The following is a 17,601-nucleotide window of genomic DNA, read 5'->3' on the forward strand; positions in this document are numbered from 1 at the left end:
ACTCCTGAAATAAGGCGCAATGTCGGGATTTCAATTGTCTGGCGACCGGACGTTATGGATTAGCCGTTTTCAGCGCAAAAGCTTCGGCTGCAAGTTTGGTGATACCAGCCCAATCGCCTGCGGCTACAAGGTGTGCCGGTGCCACCCACGAGCCACCAACGCACACGACGTTGGGTAGCGACAGATAATCGCGCGCATTGGAGAGCGAAATGCCGCCCGTGGGGCAAAAGAAGGTGCCAGCCAGCGGGGATGACAGGGATTTCAGATAGGCAGCGCCACCGGCCTGTTCCGCCGGAAAGAACTTCATGACCTGATAGCCTTCCTCGCGCAGGCCCATGACTTCGCTGGCCGTGGCAGCACCCGGAAGAAAAGCGGCTTCATAATCATTGGCCGCGTCAATCAATTCCTGCGTTGTGCCGGGGCTGACGATAAACTTTGACCCGGCCTCCACAGCCTGTTCGTACTGTGCGGCATTCAAGATAGTGCCGGCACCGGTAACGGCACCTTCCACTTCATTGGCAACTGCGCGGATGGCGTCGAGTGCCGCAGGTGTGCGCAGGGTAATTTCAATGGCTTTCAAGCCGCCTGCCACAAGAGCGCGTGCCAGCGGTACGGCGGTCGCGGCATCCTCGATCACCAGAACCGGTACCACGGGCTGAAGTTTCAGGATGGAAAGGAGAGTATCGGTCTTGCTGCTCATGGCGGTTTCCTGTCATTCGAAGATGGCCTCTGAATACCGCTGGAAAGCCGCTCTTGTCGAGAACGAAACGACGAAATGTGCCTGCGACAGCAACGGCAATTGCGTAGCACCTCAGAAAGCTGTATTTGAGCGCGCATGACCGATATGCACGCAACGTCACAGCACCAGCCCGGTGGCCCCTTTTTGGTGGCTGCCCTCTACCATTTTGCCCGGTTTCCAAGCTTTGAAGCGTTTCGCGAACCGCTGCAGCACATCTGCGATGAAAACGGCGTGAAGGGTACGCTGCTTCTGGCGCATGAGGGCATCAATGGGACGATTGCAGGCACGGATGCGGGGATTGCGGCGGTGCTCACCTATCTGCGCGCGCAACCGGAATTTAGCGCTCTGGAGCACAAGGAAAGCCGCGCGTCGCGTATGCCGTTCCTGCGCATGAAGGTCCGCCTGAAAAAGGAAATCGTGACCATGGGCGTCGAGGATATCGACCCCAACCAGATCGTCGGCACCTATGTCGCGCCGCAGGACTGGAATGCCCTGATCAGCGATCCCGATACCATCGTGATCGACACACGCAATGATTACGAAACAGCTATCGGCGTTTTCAAGGGCGCGTTGGACCCACAGACGAAAACATTCCGGGAGTTTCCGGACTGGGTCCGCCAGAACGAAGACAAGCTGCAAAAGCCAAAGATCGCCATGTATTGCACCGGCGGCATTCGCTGCGAGAAGGCAACGGCCTTCATGAAAGAAAATGGCTTTGACGAGGTCTACCACCTCAAGGGCGGCATTCTGAAATACCTCGAAGAGGTGCCGCAGGAGGAAAGCCTTTGGGAAGGTGCCTGCTTCGTTTTCGATGATAGGGTATCTGTCACCCACGGCTTGCAGGAGGGCGAACACAGCCTTTGCCACGCCTGCCGCCAACCTTTGACTCCGGAAGATATTGCCTCCCCCGTACACGAGCATGGCGTGACCTGCGTACACTGCCATGATACGCGCACGGACGAGGACCGGAACCGCTACCGGCAGCGCCAACGCCAGATTGAACTGGCCCGCAGCCGTGGGCAGCGTCATCTGGGAAGCTAGAGCATTTCCAGTGAAAACGGAGTCGTTTTCACGTCTGGGCAATGCGACTAAACAAGAGAGCTAGAGCTGTCGCGATGCTTGGCGCGGCTTTGCGAGACGCAATTTTTTGGATTGCAGCACAGTCAGCATCTCAAGCAAGTCGCTTGAGATGCGACACACTACAGTTTCTACCGCGGTCTTTCGCATCGTAGAGTGCATCATCCGCACGCATCATCACGTCAACCGTGGTTTCCGTCTGCGCCAGCTTCATGGACCAGCCGACACTGATCGTGACATTCTTCAGGTTATCCTGCCGGGCGGGGTGCTTGATGTTGAGATCGTAAACGCACCGACGAAGGCGTTCTGCGAGTGCCTGGACATCATCGGGCACGCAATCCTCCAGCAAGATCGCGAACTCCTCGCCACCGTAACGGGCCAGCATATGCTCGGTATTTTCTAGTGCGGCCTGCATGCAGATCGCAATCTGTTTCAGACAGTCATCGCCAACCGTATGCCCCAACGAATCGTTGAAGTTCTTGAAGTAGTCGACGTCGATAAAGATGATGGCGAAATTATCCAGTTTTCGTTGATCCACCGCAGAGGCTGTGCGGTCGAAGGCACGGCGGTTGGGAATACGCGTCAACTCATCGGTGTTCGACGTATGTTGCAGTTCGAGATTGATGCGTAGAAGCTCCGCTCTCATACTGCGTTCGCGCCACGTTGTGATAAAATCCCGGCGAACGGCCTGATTGATGCGATAAGCCGCAAACAATGAGATCAAGCTGATAGTGAGGAGGGAAATCAGAGCCGTCTCACCGCCAGGTGGCGTGATAGGCAACTGATACATGCCAATACAAGCAACCATCAAACATCCGACTGTTCCAACTGCATGTAGAAAAAAGGGCTTTCTATGGACCGTGTTCATATAGGTTATCATTGCAGCCACATGCATCAAATATAGTGATGTAGAAGCGAAACTTATCGATGAGAATACAATGAAATAAAGAATTGTAATAATGATACCGCCAACTGTGTAGGCAATCTCATGGTTTATAGAGGCGGGATCGCTCTCTAATGCCCAGTTTCTGAAAATAAAGTACGAAAGCATGATTGGAGTGACCAATCCCGCTCGTACCAAAAACGATATCTCAATGATTTCCGGCACATAGATTACGTCCGCGATAAAGTACATATTGAACAGGAACAGACCGGTCAAAAGACCGACGGAATTCATTTTCTTGTTATAATTGTTCTCATACTCCCGGAACTGACGCTCGGAAATTTTTGTCAAATTACTCACCAATTGGTTTTCGCCCGTTGGCGAGCGCATTCGGAATTTCGCCGACAGTCTTGAACAGAAGGGCATACGAAAGGCAATTTACAAAGGTTTCACTGTCATGGAAATTGAACCATCGTTCCCGATGCCAAATGAGATTCCCGCCTCCTCGAATGCCCGCAATACGCAACGCAGGCTCTTGTCACGCACGATATCGGCTGATTGCTCCATACGTCGCACGGTTGAGAATGATAGCTTCGCTTCCTTTGCGAGCCGCGGTCCCGACCAACCTAGAAATGCACGGCCAGCACGAATATGCTGTGGTAACAGCTTGACATCCGTTTTGGCACCCATACGCATCGGTTCCGCCGACACATATTTTGAAATCCCAATCCACTGATCGATGGCACCCTGCCCGTTGCGCAAGGGGGTGGCCCGATGCGTCATGGTAACGTAGGAACCATCCGCCTTGCGAACGCGCACGGTAACGTTCAGATCAGACGCGTTGGCCACGGCCGCCGCCCAATGTTCACTGAACATCTGGCGATCATCGGGATGAAAACCTGAAAGGTCATCCCAGTTGCGCGCCTCCATCGTGGTTTGCCCTGTCAGGCGGGTCCAGGCAGCGGTATCCAGAAGCTTTCCGTCTGCCGATGCGCGCCAGACACATCCGTTGATGAGCTTGCCGATAGTTTGATTGGTCGCGGTCTCGGTTTTCAGCGCGTTTTCAATCGCCACCTCTTCCGTGATATCGCGCAGCACCCCCACCACATGGGTCGGCTCACCGTTGCGGCCATAATAGGTCTGGGCGCGACTGTGCATCCAACGCAAACGGCCATAGGGAAGGATAACCCGGAACTTGCGGTCCTTCAGCGTGGGGCCCTCCACCAGCCCGACCGTATCACCAAAGCTCAACCGGTCCTCGGGGTGCATCAGCGAGTGGTAGACATCAAGGCTGGGGCGAACCTTTGCCGGGTCCAGACCGGTGAGCCGGTAAATACCGGGCGACCACGTAACCTCCGAGGTCTGCAGATCCCACATCCAGATCCCTGCATCCAGTTTTCTCTCGAGGATATCGAGGCGGTCTTCGGTGCTCAATACAGATGGGCTGAGGGATGACATTAGCATGGTGACTCACCCGCTGCGGTTTAACGACGCATAACATTTGTATTTACGGATGTACTTACTAAACTTCGAAAACCAGCTTCGCAAGCACTCTGTGGGGCTCATAGGATGATATAACGCGTCCATACGAGAGAAAATTCGACCCAGTTCACTTATAATCATTCAAAAGAGCAAGTTTTGACCAGCCATCTCTCGCGATAGCAAAATGTGTCTTGAATTTTCCCGCAGGGCTTGCCACCTGTTGGCCGCAATCTGAAGGAGGTTTTGACCCTTATGACTGACGCCCCACACGCGACCGCCGAGAGCCACGTCTTCGAGGCGGATGTAAGCCGGCTTTTGCACCTGATGGTGCATTCCGTGTATTCCGATAAGGATGTCTTTCTGCGTGAGCTGATTTCCAACGCCGCAGATGCCTGTGAAAAGCTTCGCTATGAGGCAATCACCGCGCCGGAGCTTCTGGGCAGCGACGCCAGCCCGCGCATCACCATTACGCTCGATGAAGACGCCAACCGCCTGATACTGGAAGACAACGGTATCGGCATGAGCCGCACCGAGATGACGGAAGCGCTCGGCACCATCGCCCGCTCCGGTACGCGCGCCTTCATGGAGCGCGTTGAGGCAGCGGCGCAGAACAAGGACGGCGCGCAGTTGATCGGCCAGTTCGGTGTTGGTTTCTATTCCGCCTTTATGGTGGCAGAACGGGTGGATGTGGTCTCGCGCCGCGCCGGTGCGGATGACGCCTTCCTGTGGTCCTCCGACGGCAAGGGAAGCTACACCATCGCGCCGGCTGACTTAAACGACGCGCCCGCGCGCGGAACGCGCATTACGCTGCATCTTCTCGAGGATGCAAAGGGCTACACCAAACGCTATCAGGTGGAGAATATCGTGAAATCGCAATCCGGCCACGTGCCGGTGCCGATCTCCATTCTGGACAAGCCGGACGCAGAACCCGCGCAGATTGCCGATGGTACGGCGCTGTGGACCAAGCCCAAGGCTGAAATTTCCAAGGAGGAATACGCGGATTTCTACCGTGGTGTTTCCAGCCAGTATGATGAGCCCGCCACAACGGTCCATTTCCGCGCCGAAGGGCGTCATGAATATACGACGCTGGCCTTCGTGCCCGGCTCCAAGCCGTTCGATCTGTTTGACCCGGACCGCAAAGGCCGCATGAAGCTCTACGTCAAGCGCGTGTTCATCACCGATGATGTGGAACTGCTGCCGCGTTACCTGCGCTTCGTGCGCGGTCTTGTCGATACCTCCGATCTGCCGCTCAACATGTCGCGCGAGATGATTCAGGAGAGCCCGATCCTTGCCGCAATCCGCAAGGGGGTCACCAACCGCATCCTCACCAGCATCGAGAAACTGGCCGAAAACGAGCCCGAGACCTTTACCGCCGTCTGGGACAATTTCGGCAGCGTGATCAAGGAAGGCCTCTACGAGGATTACGAGCGCCAGACGCAACTGCTTGGCCTGTCGCGCTTCCGCAGCACAGCGGGCGACGGCTGGAGGTCGCTGGCTGAGTACGTTGCCGATATGAAGGACAAGCAGACGGCCATCTACTATCTGACCGGCGACAACGCGACCCAACTGCAAAGCTCTCCGCATCTGGAAGGGTTCCGCGCGCGCGGCATTGAAGTGCTGTTGCTGACTGACCCGGTCGATAGTTTCTGGGTCACGTCTTCGCAGGGGTTTGAGGGCAAGACCTTTAAATCCGTGACGCAGGGCGCGGCCGATCTGGCTGACATCAGCGCGAACGATGCCGATGCCAAGCCCGATGTCCCGGTGGCCGACGATGTGCAGCAGTTCATCGCCTATGCCAGGCTGACGCTGGGCGACGCGGTGACGGATGTGCGCGCCTCCGACCGGTTGACGGAAAGCGCCGTATGCCTTGTTGCCCCGGAAAACGGACCGGACCGTCAGCTCGAGAAAATCCTCTCCGGCGCGGGTCGCATGAGCCAGACCACCAAGCCGGTGCTGGAAATCAACCCGACCCATGAGTTGATTACAGCGCTGGCCACTGCCGCCTCTGGTGAGCTTGGCGGTGACGAGACATTCCGCGAAGACGCCGTGCAGCTTCTGCTGGATGAAGCCCGCATTCTGGATGGCGACAAGCCGGAGGATGCGAGGGCCTTCTCCGCGCGGCTGTCACGCGTGTTCAAGCGTGCTTTGGCTTAGAGAACCGATCTGATTCAGTCAGATCGGTGCTTTAAAGTCATCCAAGCAGGAGCGTGGTCGCTGGCATTGTCAGCGGCCCGCACATCCCGGTCCACACCCGCTGACGTCAGGCGCGGCACGAGATTGTCACTCAGCAGGAAATGATCGAGCCGCATACCGTGGTTGCGCTCGAACGCCTGAAACTTGTAGTCCCAAAACGAGTACATCGGGTCATCGGGATGGAGCGTCCGCAACGCGTCCGTCCATCCGGCGTCCAGCAGCCGCTGGAACAAGGCGCGGCTTTCCGGCTGTACCAGTGCGTTGTCCTTCATGGACCGGATGCGGTAAATGTCAAAATCGGTCGGTACCACATTATAGTCGCCAGCAAGCACGGCAGGCACATCCATCTTGCGCAGATCTGCCGCATGGGCAATCAGGCGCTCGAACCAGCGTAGCTTGTAGTCGAACTTCGGTCCCGGCTGTGGATTGCCATTGGGCAGGTAGAGGCAGCCAATCAGAACGCCATTCACCGCCGCTTCGATATAGCGACTTTGCTCGTCACTATCGTCGCCGGGAAGCACATCGCGCGTCATCACCGGTTGTGTTCCACGTGCCAGTATGGCCACGCCATTCCAGCTTTTCTGCCCCTTCCAGACGGACTGATAGCCCGCCTCCTCCAAGGCATCCTCGGGAAAGTCGCGTGTGAGCGCCTTCAATTCCTGCAGGCACACCACATCCGGCTTCGAATCCTTGAGCCATGCCAGCAGATTGCCCAGACGCTTGTTGATGTTGTTGATGTTGAAACTGGCAATCTTCATGGCAACACTCCGCGACGTGCCGGAACACTGTCGAGTTGCATGAGTTAATTATTGGTTGTTACGAAGGAGGAATGTCATGACCGATAATAAAACGCAGCAGGACGGACGAGACCGCACGAAAGTCAGTGGATCGGAAGATTACGAAGTGGAGTATTTCGCGGAGAAATACGGATTGCTACCGGTGCAGGTCAAAGACCTGATTGCCCGCTTTGGAAACAACCGCGCAGTGCTGGAAAAAGAGGCCGCAAAGCTTCAAAGCGATGTCGGCCCCTAGAGCGCTATTCAATCTGATTGAATCAGATCGGCGCTCTAAGTCATTTATTTGTAAGCATAATCTTTTCGATCCTCGCTTCGCTCCGGTCGGATTATGCTCTAAGGCAAACCCGATCAGTCGTCGTCCTCGGAGATTTCTTCGAGCGCAAACGAGGCCAGATCGCCGCGATGTTCCAGAGCAATATCGCCCAGCGACAGAATGCCCGTCAACGCGCCGTCATTGTTATAAACAACAAGGCGGCGCATCTGCATTTCCGCCATGAGATTGGCAGCGTCGGTGATATCGTCATCCTCCAGACAGCTTTCCACACCCTCGGTCATGAACTCCTTCACCGCGCTGGAGATATCCCCGCCTTCTGCGACCACGCGCACAACAATATCACGGTCAGTGATCAGCCCCACGACGACGCCGCCATCAACAATCGGCACTGCGCCGCTGTCGATTTCGGACATGATCCGGGCCACATCCTGCACCGTGTCGGTGGGCTTGGCTGTTACCACCTGTATGCTCATTGCTTCGCTGACTTGCACGGCCCGTCTCCCTGTGTTGATCACAGACGCGTAAACCGTTTGCCGGGTGAATCGTTCCCTAGCGCACATAATCCAGCGGCACAGCCGTGCCGGATTTGATCGTTTCCATGGAAATGGAGGCTGATACATCGAACAGTTCAACACGGCGCACGAGCGTCTTGTAGATGGTGTCGTAATGCTCCACCGATGGCAGCACGAGCTTGATGATGTAATCATAGTGCCCCGTCAGCCGGTGCGTTTCGACGATTTCGGGGATATCGGCGATGGATTTGCGAAAACGCTCGATCCACTCGTCACTGTGATGGGCGGTTTTGACCAGCGCGAACACGGTCGTGGGCACACCCATGCGGACGCGATCCAGAACGGCCACGCGGCCCTTGATGTAACCGCCCTCTTCTAGCCGGGCGATGCGGCGTGAACAGGTGGACACAGTGAGATGGACCCGTTCCGCCAGTTCATTGACCGATATATCCGCGTTTTCCTGCATCAGGCCCAAAAGCTTCCGATCTCGCTCGTCCATCATCATTCCTGATTTTTATTTGCATTCGTTCGACCATTATAGCAGAATTTTTGCACCTTGACCGTCCTTATTGCAGATAAATGCACGCTCCTTGCAACACATTGCTTTTATAGTGAAGCACGAAGCCAAGGAGATGGATATGCAGACAATCGGTTTGATCGGTGGAATGAGTTTCGAGAGTTCGGCGGTCTACTACCGCATGATCAACGAGGCCGTTCGCGCGCAGCTTGGCGGCTTGCATTCGGCAGACATTCTGCTCCACTCCGTCGATTTTCAAAGCATTGTCGATCTTCAGAAGGCAGGCAATTGGGCCGGTGCTGCCGCCCGGCTATCCACAGTCGCCCGTGGGCTGGAAGCCGCTGGTGCCGATTGCGTGATGATCTGCACCAATACGATGCATCTCATTGCTGATGACGTACAAACATCCATCTCCGTGCCGCTAATTCATATAGTTGACGAGACGGCTTTACGGTTGAAAGCGCAGGGTGCGAAGCGCCCTCTTCTGCTGGCGACCCGCTACACGATGGAGCATGGATTTTACACCGACCGCATGTCTACGCACGGGCTCGACGTCATCGTGCCGAACGCGGACGACCGCACGGTTGTTCACGATATCATTTTTGCGGAACTTTGCGCTGGCAGTGTCAGGGATTGCTCCCGCCAGCGGCTGCACGACATCATCGAGCGCGCCAAGGCCGCAGGCGCTGACAGCGTCATTCTCGGATGCACGGAAATCTGCCTGATCCTTGACCCGGCAAACCTGTCGCTGCCGGGTTTCGATTCCACAGACATTCACGCACAAGCCGCCGTCCGCTTTGCATTGGAAGCAACACCGATACAGAATGCCGCATAAACACGCGACACCCGAGAAATGAGACACCCAATTGAGGCTTACCATTTCCCGGAAATGAGCTTAAAAAACCACGCTGCAAGAATAGGGTAGCGCGCCGCAAATCCCCAATATAAATTCCGGGGATACCGGATCATCCGTGATTTCGCTGACAGCATTCGATAATCAAAGTCCGTAAACCGAAGCACTGACTGCGCGCGTCTGCGCAGGGTTCGCTCAACATCCGTACGACCGTCCGCCAATGCGCGAGCCAATGTTACCCCGTCCCAAATTGCCAGATTTACCCCCTGCCCCCCCACAGGAGACTGGACATGGGCTGCATCGCCGATCAGCCACACCCGCCCATGGCGCGGCGAAAGTACGCGCCGAAGAGAAACCTTAAATTGCCGTTCGTAAAGCAAAGTGGCGTCCGGGAACGTGTTGCACAACTTATCCGCTGCACCCTTCGCATTCAAAATTCCCTGCACAACGCCGTGGGAGGGTCGTGACAGGAAAAATCCGACTCCATCCGATTGAAGAAAGAGCTGCGCCTGTATTTCTGTAGGCCATTGTTCGCTTCTGATCTCTGCGACAGACCAGTCTTCGGGATAGTCTCGCCCGACAAAGGGAATGCGAAGGAACGATCGGACGTCGCTTCGGCTGCCGTCAGCTGCGATAAGCCAGTCCACTTCCATGCATTCTGTTTCATCGTTATGGACTATGGAAACTTTCGCTTTGTCGCCCTCGTCAACGACGCCCACAAACTGTCGTCCGTATTCAATCGAGACACCGTAGGAAGCCAAAGCCTCTTCCATGGCCTCTTCCAGTTTTGCTTGCGGATAGAGGTGGGCGGGCGGTTCTCCATTCACCGGGGGAACTTTGATCTGGGCCACCAGCTTGGCATTGTCGTGAAAAACGAACTGCGTCATCGGAAACGCATCACCGATGATTTTCTCGGTAATCCCAAACTCCGCCAATTGGTGCCATGCACCTTGGGCAACTCCGGTGGCCTTTTGCACCAAAGATCGTGACGGTCGTTTTTCAATAATCCTGACGGACAAACCGAGGCGGGCATAGCACAGAGCGAAAGCCAACCCACTGGCGCCGCCCCCGACAACCAATAGGTTTGCTCGTTCTTGCATTATCAAATCCTTACACTCAAACACGGGTAAGACCGCGCCAGCGTCTCGCCCGGTCAAACGCAGGTACCATCACAATGCTTTTATTGGCAATGCTAAATTAAAGCGAACACACATTCGGCAAGATGAGGTTCATTGGGAAAATGAAGGGGCTTGTCTTGTTCAAATTTCCTGTCGCGGAAACTGCGCGGCTAATTCGCAGTACCAGTGGCCGCTCTTTTTCACCGTGCGGACCTGGGTATTGTAATCGACATGGACGATGCCAAAGCGCATGCGATAGCCTTCCGCCCATTCAAAATTGTCCATCAGGCTCCAGGCAAAATAGCCCTTGATCGGCTGGCCCTCGGCAATCAGGTCCGCTGTCACCGACAGATGATCGGCGATGTAGTCCAGCCGCGGTTGGTCGTCCACCTGGCCGTCGACCACGCCCATATTGTAGCAGGCACCGTTCTCGGTGATGTAGCAGGGTGGCAGCGGATACTGGCTGTTGAGGCGGCGCACAAGGTTGGCGAGCGCCGGGGAATAAACCTCCCAGCCTATATCCGTCTTGATATCGCTGACGGGTTCTGCGGCGACGGTGGCGGGAAAGTCCGCATTTGGCGTCGCATCATGGCTGACACGCATCGGCGTGTAGTAGTTCAGGCCCCACCAGTCCAGCTTCTGGCTGATGATCGCCAAATCGGCCTCTTCGATCTCAGGCATACGATGACCAAGCGCGCTCATGAAGCCGTCGGGATATTTTCCCTCAAACACCGGGCCAAAGAACACGCCATTGTGGAACTCGAAAGCCCGCTCCGCCGCCGCCATATCCTCAGCGCTTTCGCTTCCGGGATAAATGGAATGGGCGTTCAGCACGATGCCTACGGGCAAATTCGGCTGATGGTGGCGCACAACATCCACGCCCAGACCATGGGCGAGATTGGTGTGGTGAAGCGCGTGAAGGGCTGCATCCAGATTGCGCTCACCGGGGGCATGAATGCCGTAGAGGTGGCTGAGCCAGACGGAGCACCACGGCTCGTTGAACGTCGCGACACTGTCCAGACGATCACCGATGCGCGCAATCACCGTTTTGGCGTAGCGCTGGAAGGCGTAAGCGGTTGTCCGGCTGGTCCATCCGCCATCGCCCATCAGCGCCAGCGGCAGATCCCAATGGTAGAGGGTGGCATAGGCTTTGATGTTGCGGGCTTTCAGCCCATCCACCAGACGATCATAAAAATCCAGACCCTTTTCGTTGATCGGTCCGGTGCCTTCGGGAATAATGCGCGGCCAGGCGATGGAGAAGCGGTAGGCTTCTACTCCGAGGCTCTTGATCAGGTCCAGGTCTTCGTCCATGCGGTTGTAGTGGTCGCAGGCAATATCGCCATTGTGACGTCCAAAAACCCGGCCCGGCATGTTGGAAAACGCATCCCAGATCGATGCCTTGCGGCCATCTGTCTTGGTCGCGCCTTCAATCTGGAAAGACGCCGTTGCCACGCCAAACAGGAAATCGCCGGGGAACCGCGCCGACAGGGTTTTGGGATCGATCATATTAGACCTTTGCGTATTGAGTGTCCGCTTTTCAGTAACGTTACAGACCGGAAAGTCAATTGCTGCACCGCAACAGAAATCCCGGAGCTGCCGGGATTTCTGTTGGTAGCGATCAAACGTAGCGGTTTACGATGTTTTCCAGCAGTTCCTGCTTGCCGGAGCGTGGCTGCGGGTTGAGATCGGTTTTTTCCACATGTGCCGCAATGTCTTCCAGCGACATGGTGGTCAGCATGGTTTTGGCCGCATCCGAGTTCCAACCGGCGTAGCGGGCTTCCAGCGGGCCGGACAAAGCCTTGTCCTCGATCATTTTCGCCGCTGCCCTCAGGCCGCGCGCGCAGGCATCCATGCCGCCGATATGGCCGATCAACAGGTCTTCTGCATCCAGAGACTGACGGCGCAGCTTGGAGTCGAAATTGGTGCCGCCGGTGGTGAAGCCGCCGCCGGACAGAACCTGATAATAGGCCAACGCCATTTCCGGCACGTTGTTGGGGAACTGGTCGGTATCCCAACCGGACTGATAATCGTTGCGGTTCATATCGATGGAGCCGAACACGCCGAGCGTATTGGCCAGCGCCAGCTCATGCTCGAACGAGTGGCCCGCCAGAATGGCATGGCCTTGCTCGATATTGAGCTTTACCTCGTTCTCCAGCCCATATTTTTTGAGGAAGCCATACACGGTGGCCACATCGTAATCATACTGATGCTTGGTTGGCTCCTGCGGCTTCGGCTCGATCAGGATCGTACCCTTGAAGCCGATCTTGTGCTTGTATTCCACCACCAGGTTGAGGAAGCGGCCCATATGGTCCAGTTCGCGGGTCAGATCGGTGTTCAAGAGCGTTTCATAGCCTTCGCGACCACCCCACAGAACGTAGTTCTCACCGTTCAGCCTGTGGGTCGCATCCATGCAGGTTTTAACGGTGGCGGCGGAAAAGGCGAAAACATCCGGGTCCGGGTTGGTCGCGGCACCGGACATGTAGCGTCGATGGGAAAACAGGTTGGCCGTACCCCACAACAGGCGCACGCCGGTCTCTTGCTGCTTTTGCGCAAAATAATCGACGATCTCATTCAGGTTGCGGGTGTTTTCGGCGAAATTCTTGCCCTCCGGCCGCACATCCGCATCGTGGAAGCAGTAGAAGGGTGATCCGAGCGCCGTGAACAGTTCAAACGCCACGTCGGCCTTCAGCTTTGCGGCCTGCATCGTGTCTTCAAACCATGGCCGCTCGAAGGTCTGCCCGCCAAAGGGGTCGCCGCCCGGCCATGTGAATGTGTGCCAGTAGGCAACGGCAAAGCGCAAATGATCCTCCATGCGCTTGCCCAGTAGCATTTCATCGGCATTGTAATGGCGGAAGGCCAGCGGATTGGTGCTGTCCGGTCCCTCATAGGCAATGCGCGAAATATCGCCGAAATAACCTGTGCTCATATTTTTCTCCTCCGGTACCAAAAAATTAAAATGCCGCCCGGATGGCAGGGTATAGCCGCCGGTAGCGTTGATAGGTTTCCTCGTAGATCCCCCGCTGGCTGGCATCGGGCGAAATTGTTTCTGCAGTGGCCGGTGCGGTGCAGACGGCCTTGGGATCAGCGCCGGTTGCAGCAATCAGCCCCAGACGCGCAGCACCAAAGGCCGCGCCAAAATCTCCGTCTGCCGGAACATCCACGTCGATATCCAGCGCAGTGGCAATGGCCTGCAACCAGTAGTGCGAGCGCGAACCACCGCCGATGGCCGTAACACGGGACACGGTGGTGCCAGCCGCCTTCAGCGCCTCCAGATTATCGCGAATGGCAAAGGACACGCCTTCCAGCACGGCCTGCGTCAGCGCGGCCCGGTCGCTCTCATGCCCAAGGCCTGCAAACACGCCGCGAATGGTGGCGTCGTTGTGCGGCGTGCGCTCACCGGAAAGATAAGGAAGGAACACAACGCCGGTCGGCGCTTTCAGCGTGTTGCCAAGTTCTGCCGTCAGGTCGGCGGCGCTTTTGCCTGTGACGCCAGCATGCCAGTTCAGGGCATCGCTGGCCGACAGGATCACGCCCATTTGGTGCCACGTATCCGGCAGCGCATGGCAGAAAGCATGAACCGCGCTTTCAGGGTTGGGAAGGTAGCTGTCGTTTGCCGCAAACAGCACACCGGATGTGCCGAGCGACACGAACGCCGATCCGGCATGAACCGTACCCATGCCGATGGCGGAGGCTGCGTTGTCGCCCGCACCGCCCGCCACCACGACACCGGTGCCAAGGCCCCATTTCGTTGCGAGTTCCGTACGCAGGGTTCCGGCCTTTTCAGTCCCTTCCACAAGGCCGGGCATCTGGTCTTGTGTGAGGCCCGTGGCATCCAGAAGCGCCTGTGACCAGCGGCGGTTTGCGGTATCAAGCCACGCCGTACCGGCAGAATCCGACATGTCCGACAGGCGCTCGCCCGTCAGCCAAAGTCTTAAGTAATCCTTGGGTAGCAACACGGTGCGGATTTTCTGAAAAACATCGGGCTCATTATCCGCCACCCACGCCACCTTCGGCGCGGTGAAACCGGGAAACACAATATTGCCGGTAACGGACCGAAACTGCGGATCGGCATCCAGTGCCGCCGCCTGCTCGTAGGCCCGTGTATCGTTCCACAACATGCACGGGCGTAAAACTGCGTCATCGTCGCCAATCAGGGTTGCGCCATGCATCTGCCCGGACAGGCCGATGCCGCGCACGGCAGCCAATTCTTTCGGGTGCGCAGCCTTCAAGCCGGCAATGGCTTCTTCCGTGGCTGTGATCCAGTCCGCCGGGTTCTGCTCGGACCAGCCGTGATGGGGCCGCGACACGGTGAGCGCACCCGAAGCCGAGCCGATGATGTGCTGATCGCCATCCATCAGCATGGCTTTTACGCCGGATGTGCCGAGATCAAGACCAAGATACATGGATGTTTTCCTCTTCCATTTCAGGCGGTAGGTTGTCGTTGAGAAAGATGTCGATGCGGATGCGTTCCTGCGCCGTGATCACGCTTTGCCCGTCTGCCTTGGCTTTCAGCACGCGAATGGCGCTGCGCACTTCATGGCCCGCATCCTGATTGAGAATGGCATCGATCATGCCCGCAGCCAGTGCGGCGCGGCTGTGGGGGGTCAGTTCATGCGCGATGACGCGCAGCGCCCCTGCCCGTTTTTCTGTGGCATGATGTTCCAAGGCACGGATCATGCCGCGATTGCCCGCCCCAAGACTGTAGAGACCGATGCAGTCTTGAAACTTGCCCAGCGCTTCGCGCACCAGCTTCTCGGAACGTTCCGGGTCGTCCTGCCCTTCCAGCACCGGCAAAATAGGATTGGTTGGTGATATCCGCGCCATGGACTGCGCAAACCCCTGCAGGCGCTCGGCATGGTCACGCACCAGCATGGACCCGGCCAGCACCAGCACGGAGCCTTCGCGCCCGCCCAGGAACCGGCCCATCAGACTGCCTGCCGTGCGCCCCGCTGCCAGATTATCAATTCCGGCGTAATGATCATGCCCTGCTCCCGGCACGTCCGATACCAGCGTGACCATCGGTATGCCAGCCGCCTTCATATCCGCGATACCGGCCCGCACGGGTGACGCATCAATGGCAACCAGCGCCACACCTGCGGGCTTGTCATCGCGCACACGCTTCATGGCTGCCACCAGTGCATCTACATCGAAGGGCGGGACTTCCACCAGCCGAATGGAGGTACGCTCGACCCGCATGCGTGTGGCCGCATCCCGGATTTCAGAGCTCAGCTTCGTCATAAAGGAATTGTTGCCTTGCGGCACGATGAACACGAACGGGTAGACCCGGCCCTTGGCCAAATTGACGGCAGCCATGTCGCGGGTGAAACCAAGCGCGCCGATGGCCTCCTCTACCTTCTGGCGGGTGACGGTGCGCACACCGGGGCGGCCATTCAGCACACGGTCCACCGTGGCAAGGCTGACGCCCGCCGTGGCAGCAATATCGTGAACCGTTGGCCGCATGATCCCTCCCCATCAGCACACGGGAAGGCATAGTTTATTTTTTGATGTACGTAAATCAAAAAGTGGGGAAGGTTAGTGTCCGCCGCTGGCGCTTGGTGCAACGGGCTTGGGCTTGCGCACGATCAGGGTCGCAAAAATCAGCCCGCCGAACAGCACCGTCAGGATGAGAAACACATCGATAAAGGACAGGATCGTGGCCTGCTGCGTCACCATTCCCGACAATTTCTGCACGGCAATCCGCGCGCCATCCAGCCCGTGGGAATTGTAGTTTGCCGTCATGTCCTGCATCATCTTCATGGCTTCGGGGTTGCCCCACTGCACATGCTCCGACAGGCGGGCATAATGCTCCTGCTGACGGGAGGTAAGAATGGTGTTGATTGCCGCCAGCCCCACCGCGCCACCGAGGTTTCGCGTAAGATTGAACAGGCCGGACGCATTCTTGATGCGTGCGGGCGGCAGCGTGCCGAGCGCCAGATTGTTGATCGGCACCATGCACAGCATCAACCCGACCCCACGCAGGATCTGCGGCACCAGCAGCTCGTAGAAATCCCAGTCGGCGGTCAGGTGGCTCATGGACCAGGTGCCGAGCGCAAAACTGCCAAAGCCCACCATCATCATCACGCGCGGATCAAGCTTGCTGGAGAGAAAACCTGCCACCGGCGCCGTCAGGAACATGGCAAGACCGGAGACGAACATCGTCTCCCCGATCATCAGCGAGTCATAACCCCGAATACGGCCTAGATAGAGCGGATAAAGGTAGGTGAGACCATATAGCCCGATACCCATGACGAAGGAAAATATGGAGCCCAAGGCAAAGTTGATGTTGGAAAAAGCCTTGAGATCCACCACCGGGAACGGAACCTTGAAGGCCCGCCAGAAGAAGATGACACCGGCAATGACCATGGCAACCGAGGCGTAGCGGATTGCCTCGTCGTTCAGCCAGTCATTGGCATTGCCCTCTTCCAGCACATATTCCAGCGAGCCCAGAAACACGGCCATGCAGGCCAGTCCGAACCAGTCGAATGTCTTGAACAGGGAATATTCCGGCTTGTCAAAATCGATCAGATTCCACGTCAGCACCGTGACAAAGATGCCCGGAATAACGTTGATCAAAAACAACCAGTGCCACGAAAACGCATGACTGAGATAGCCGCCGATGGTTGGTCCAATAGTTGGGGCCAGTGTCGCCACAAGACCGATCATCGGGGACACGATGTTGCGCTTGGACGGCGGAAAGATGGTGAAAGCCGCGGCAAAAACGGATGGTATCATGCCGCCGCCGATAAATCCCTGAATGGCGCGGTAGATGATCATCTGATCGATATTGGTGGCGGTGGCGGCCAGCGCACTGGCGGCGGTGAACCCTGCCGCGCAGGTTGCAAACAGCACCCGCGTCGAGACGATCCGCGCCAGCGTGCCCGACAGCGGAATCATGATGACCTCGGCAATCAGATAAGCCGTCTGCACCCAGGCCACTTCATCGGACCCGGCGCTGAGACCCGCCTGGATTTCCGCCAGCGAGGCCGAGACGATCTGAATGTCGAGGATCGACATGAACATGCCGACGACCATGGCAAAAAACGCGATCATGCGTTTCGTGCTGATCGGCTCCTCCCCGGCGACAGCCTGGGAGGGTGCACGTGCGGACGCTGCAACTGCTGCCTGGGCCATCACGGCCTCCAAATCAAACTATAAA

Annotated in this window: 16 protein-coding genes; 4 read left to right on the top strand and 12 right to left on the bottom strand. The window is 57.1% G+C overall.

Annotated features, from left to right (window positions below; genetic code table 11):
- Nucleotides 1–52: 52 nt before the first annotated feature.
- The gene (locus IFT84_RS18025) at nucleotides 53–700 is read right to left on the bottom strand and encodes a 2-dehydro-3-deoxy-phosphogluconate aldolase (RefSeq protein ID WP_192121922.1); all 648 of its coding nucleotides are present in this window, start codon (nucleotides 698–700) and stop codon (nucleotides 53–55) included.
- 135 nt (nucleotides 701–835) lie between these two features.
- On the opposite strand from IFT84_RS18025, the gene trhO reads away from it, so the two are divergent.
- Nucleotides 836–1,780, top strand: a complete 945-nt coding sequence (gene trhO, locus IFT84_RS18030; protein WP_192121924.1) for an oxygen-dependent tRNA uridine(34) hydroxylase TrhO — start codon at nucleotides 836–838, stop codon at nucleotides 1,778–1,780.
- A gap of 130 nt (nucleotides 1,781–1,910) precedes the next feature.
- Here trhO and IFT84_RS18035 read toward each other — a convergent pair whose 3' ends face one another.
- Both IFT84_RS18035 and IFT84_RS18040 read right to left on the bottom strand, forming a co-directional pair.
- The gene (locus IFT84_RS18035) at nucleotides 1,911–3,050 is read right to left on the bottom strand and encodes a GGDEF domain-containing protein (RefSeq protein ID WP_192121925.1); all 1,140 of its coding nucleotides are present in this window, start codon (nucleotides 3,048–3,050) and stop codon (nucleotides 1,911–1,913) included.
- A gap of 87 nt (nucleotides 3,051–3,137) precedes the next feature.
- Nucleotides 3,138–4,163 carry a PAS domain-containing protein gene (locus IFT84_RS18040; protein WP_192121926.1) on the bottom strand — a complete coding sequence of 342 codons (1,026 nt, stop codon included), beginning with the start codon at nucleotides 4,161–4,163 and terminating at the stop codon, nucleotides 3,138–3,140.
- Nucleotides 4,164–4,433: 270 nt separating this feature from the next.
- Between IFT84_RS18040 and htpG the strand changes: the two genes are divergently transcribed.
- Nucleotides 4,434–6,335: a molecular chaperone HtpG gene (gene htpG, locus IFT84_RS18045; protein WP_192121927.1), complete on the top strand. Its 1,902-nt coding sequence runs from the start codon at nucleotides 4,434–4,436 to the stop codon at nucleotides 6,333–6,335.
- Between the two features lie 14 nt (nucleotides 6,336–6,349).
- Here the strand turns inward: htpG and xth are convergent, their stop codons facing one another.
- Nucleotides 6,350–7,132, bottom strand: a complete 783-nt coding sequence (gene xth, locus IFT84_RS18050; protein ID WP_192121928.1) for an exodeoxyribonuclease III — start codon at nucleotides 7,130–7,132, stop codon at nucleotides 6,350–6,352.
- Nucleotides 7,133–7,208: 76 nt separating this feature from the next.
- Here xth and IFT84_RS18055 point away from each other — a divergent pair, with 76 nt between their 5' ends.
- Nucleotides 7,209–7,406 (top strand): DUF3606 domain-containing protein, encoded by a 198-nt coding sequence (locus IFT84_RS18055; RefSeq protein WP_192121930.1) that lies wholly within the window; start codon nucleotides 7,209–7,211, stop codon nucleotides 7,404–7,406.
- A 113-nt stretch (nucleotides 7,407–7,519) separates the two neighbouring features.
- Here IFT84_RS18055 and IFT84_RS18060 read toward each other — a convergent pair whose 3' ends face one another.
- Complete coding sequence (locus IFT84_RS18060) at nucleotides 7,520–7,936, bottom strand: CBS domain-containing protein (protein ID WP_192121932.1); 417 nt, start codon at nucleotides 7,934–7,936, stop codon at nucleotides 7,520–7,522.
- Nucleotides 7,937–7,994: 58 nt separating this feature from the next.
- Nucleotides 7,995–8,459, bottom strand: a complete 465-nt coding sequence (locus IFT84_RS18065; protein WP_192122056.1) for an Lrp/AsnC family transcriptional regulator — start codon at nucleotides 8,457–8,459, stop codon at nucleotides 7,995–7,997.
- A 130-nt stretch (nucleotides 8,460–8,589) separates the two neighbouring features.
- Here IFT84_RS18065 and IFT84_RS18070 point away from each other — a divergent pair, with 130 nt between their 5' ends.
- A complete protein-coding gene (locus IFT84_RS18070; protein ID WP_192121934.1) occupies nucleotides 8,590–9,309 on the top strand; it encodes an aspartate/glutamate racemase family protein in 720 nt (239 codons plus the stop codon).
- 38 nt (nucleotides 9,310–9,347) lie between these two features.
- Here IFT84_RS18070 and IFT84_RS18075 read toward each other — a convergent pair whose 3' ends face one another.
- From IFT84_RS18075 to IFT84_RS18100, 6 genes are all read right to left on the bottom strand, one after another.
- Nucleotides 9,348–10,427 (bottom strand): FAD-dependent oxidoreductase, encoded by a 1,080-nt coding sequence (locus IFT84_RS18075; protein ID WP_192121936.1) that lies wholly within the window; start codon nucleotides 10,425–10,427, stop codon nucleotides 9,348–9,350.
- A 159-nt stretch (nucleotides 10,428–10,586) separates the two neighbouring features.
- Nucleotides 10,587–11,951: a GH1 family beta-glucosidase gene (locus tag IFT84_RS18080; RefSeq protein ID WP_192121938.1), complete on the bottom strand. Its 1,365-nt coding sequence runs from the start codon at nucleotides 11,949–11,951 to the stop codon at nucleotides 10,587–10,589.
- A gap of 112 nt (nucleotides 11,952–12,063) precedes the next feature.
- Entirely contained in the window at nucleotides 12,064–13,371 is a 1,308-nt protein-coding gene (xylA, locus tag IFT84_RS18085; protein WP_192121940.1) for a xylose isomerase, read from the bottom strand.
- Nucleotides 13,372–13,396: 25 nt separating this feature from the next.
- Nucleotides 13,397–14,848: a xylulokinase gene (gene xylB, locus IFT84_RS18090; RefSeq protein ID WP_192121943.1), complete on the bottom strand. Its 1,452-nt coding sequence runs from the start codon at nucleotides 14,846–14,848 to the stop codon at nucleotides 13,397–13,399.
- Nucleotides 14,832–15,905: a LacI family DNA-binding transcriptional regulator gene (locus IFT84_RS18095; protein WP_192121945.1), complete on the bottom strand. Its 1,074-nt coding sequence runs from the start codon at nucleotides 15,903–15,905 to the stop codon at nucleotides 14,832–14,834. Before IFT84_RS18095 ends, xylB begins: the two co-directional genes overlap by 17 nt.
- Nucleotides 15,906–15,977: 72 nt before the next feature.
- Nucleotides 15,978–17,576 (bottom strand): DHA2 family efflux MFS transporter permease subunit, encoded by a 1,599-nt coding sequence (locus IFT84_RS18100; protein WP_192121947.1) that lies wholly within the window; start codon nucleotides 17,574–17,576, stop codon nucleotides 15,978–15,980.
- Nucleotides 17,577–17,601 lie beyond the last annotated feature (25 nt).

Origin of the sequence: Rhizobium sp. CFBP 8762 (assembly GCF_014841565.1) — a bacterium.
Lineage (GTDB): Bacteria > Pseudomonadota > Alphaproteobacteria > Rhizobiales > Rhizobiaceae > CFBP-8762.

Coding starts and splice junctions, on each gene's coding strand:
- xylA (WP_192121940.1), bottom strand. CDS start 13,371: ATGAGCACAGGTTATTTCGGCGATATTTCGCGCATTGCCTATGAGGGA.
- trhO (WP_192121924.1), top strand. CDS start 836: ATGACCGATATGCACGCAACGTCACAGCACCAGCCCGGTGGCCCCTTT.
- IFT84_RS18055 (WP_192121930.1), top strand. CDS start 7,209: ATGACCGATAATAAAACGCAGCAGGACGGACGAGACCGCACGAAAGTC.
- xth (WP_192121928.1), bottom strand. CDS start 7,132: ATGAAGATTGCCAGTTTCAACATCAACAACATCAACAAGCGTCTGGGC.
- IFT84_RS18100 (WP_192121947.1), bottom strand. CDS start 17,576: ATGGCCCAGGCAGCAGTTGCAGCGTCCGCACGTGCACCCTCCCAGGCT.
- IFT84_RS18025 (WP_192121922.1), bottom strand. CDS start 700: ATGAGCAGCAAGACCGATACTCTCCTTTCCATCCTGAAACTTCAGCCC.
- IFT84_RS18070 (WP_192121934.1), top strand. CDS start 8,590: ATGGATATGCAGACAATCGGTTTGATCGGTGGAATGAGTTTCGAGAGT.
- IFT84_RS18040 (WP_192121926.1), bottom strand. CDS start 4,163: ATGCTAATGTCATCCCTCAGCCCATCTGTATTGAGCACCGAAGACCGC.
- IFT84_RS18065 (WP_192122056.1), bottom strand. CDS start 8,459: ATGATGGACGAGCGAGATCGGAAGCTTTTGGGCCTGATGCAGGAAAAC.
- IFT84_RS18095 (WP_192121945.1), bottom strand. CDS start 15,905: ATGCGGCCAACGGTTCACGATATTGCTGCCACGGCGGGCGTCAGCCTT.
- IFT84_RS18080 (WP_192121938.1), bottom strand. CDS start 11,951: ATGATCGATCCCAAAACCCTGTCGGCGCGGTTCCCCGGCGATTTCCTG.
- htpG (WP_192121927.1), top strand. CDS start 4,434: ATGACTGACGCCCCACACGCGACCGCCGAGAGCCACGTCTTCGAGGCG.
- IFT84_RS18075 (WP_192121936.1), bottom strand. CDS start 10,427: ATGCAAGAACGAGCAAACCTATTGGTTGTCGGGGGCGGCGCCAGTGGG.
- xylB (WP_192121943.1), bottom strand. CDS start 14,848: ATGTATCTTGGTCTTGATCTCGGCACATCCGGCGTAAAAGCCATGCTG.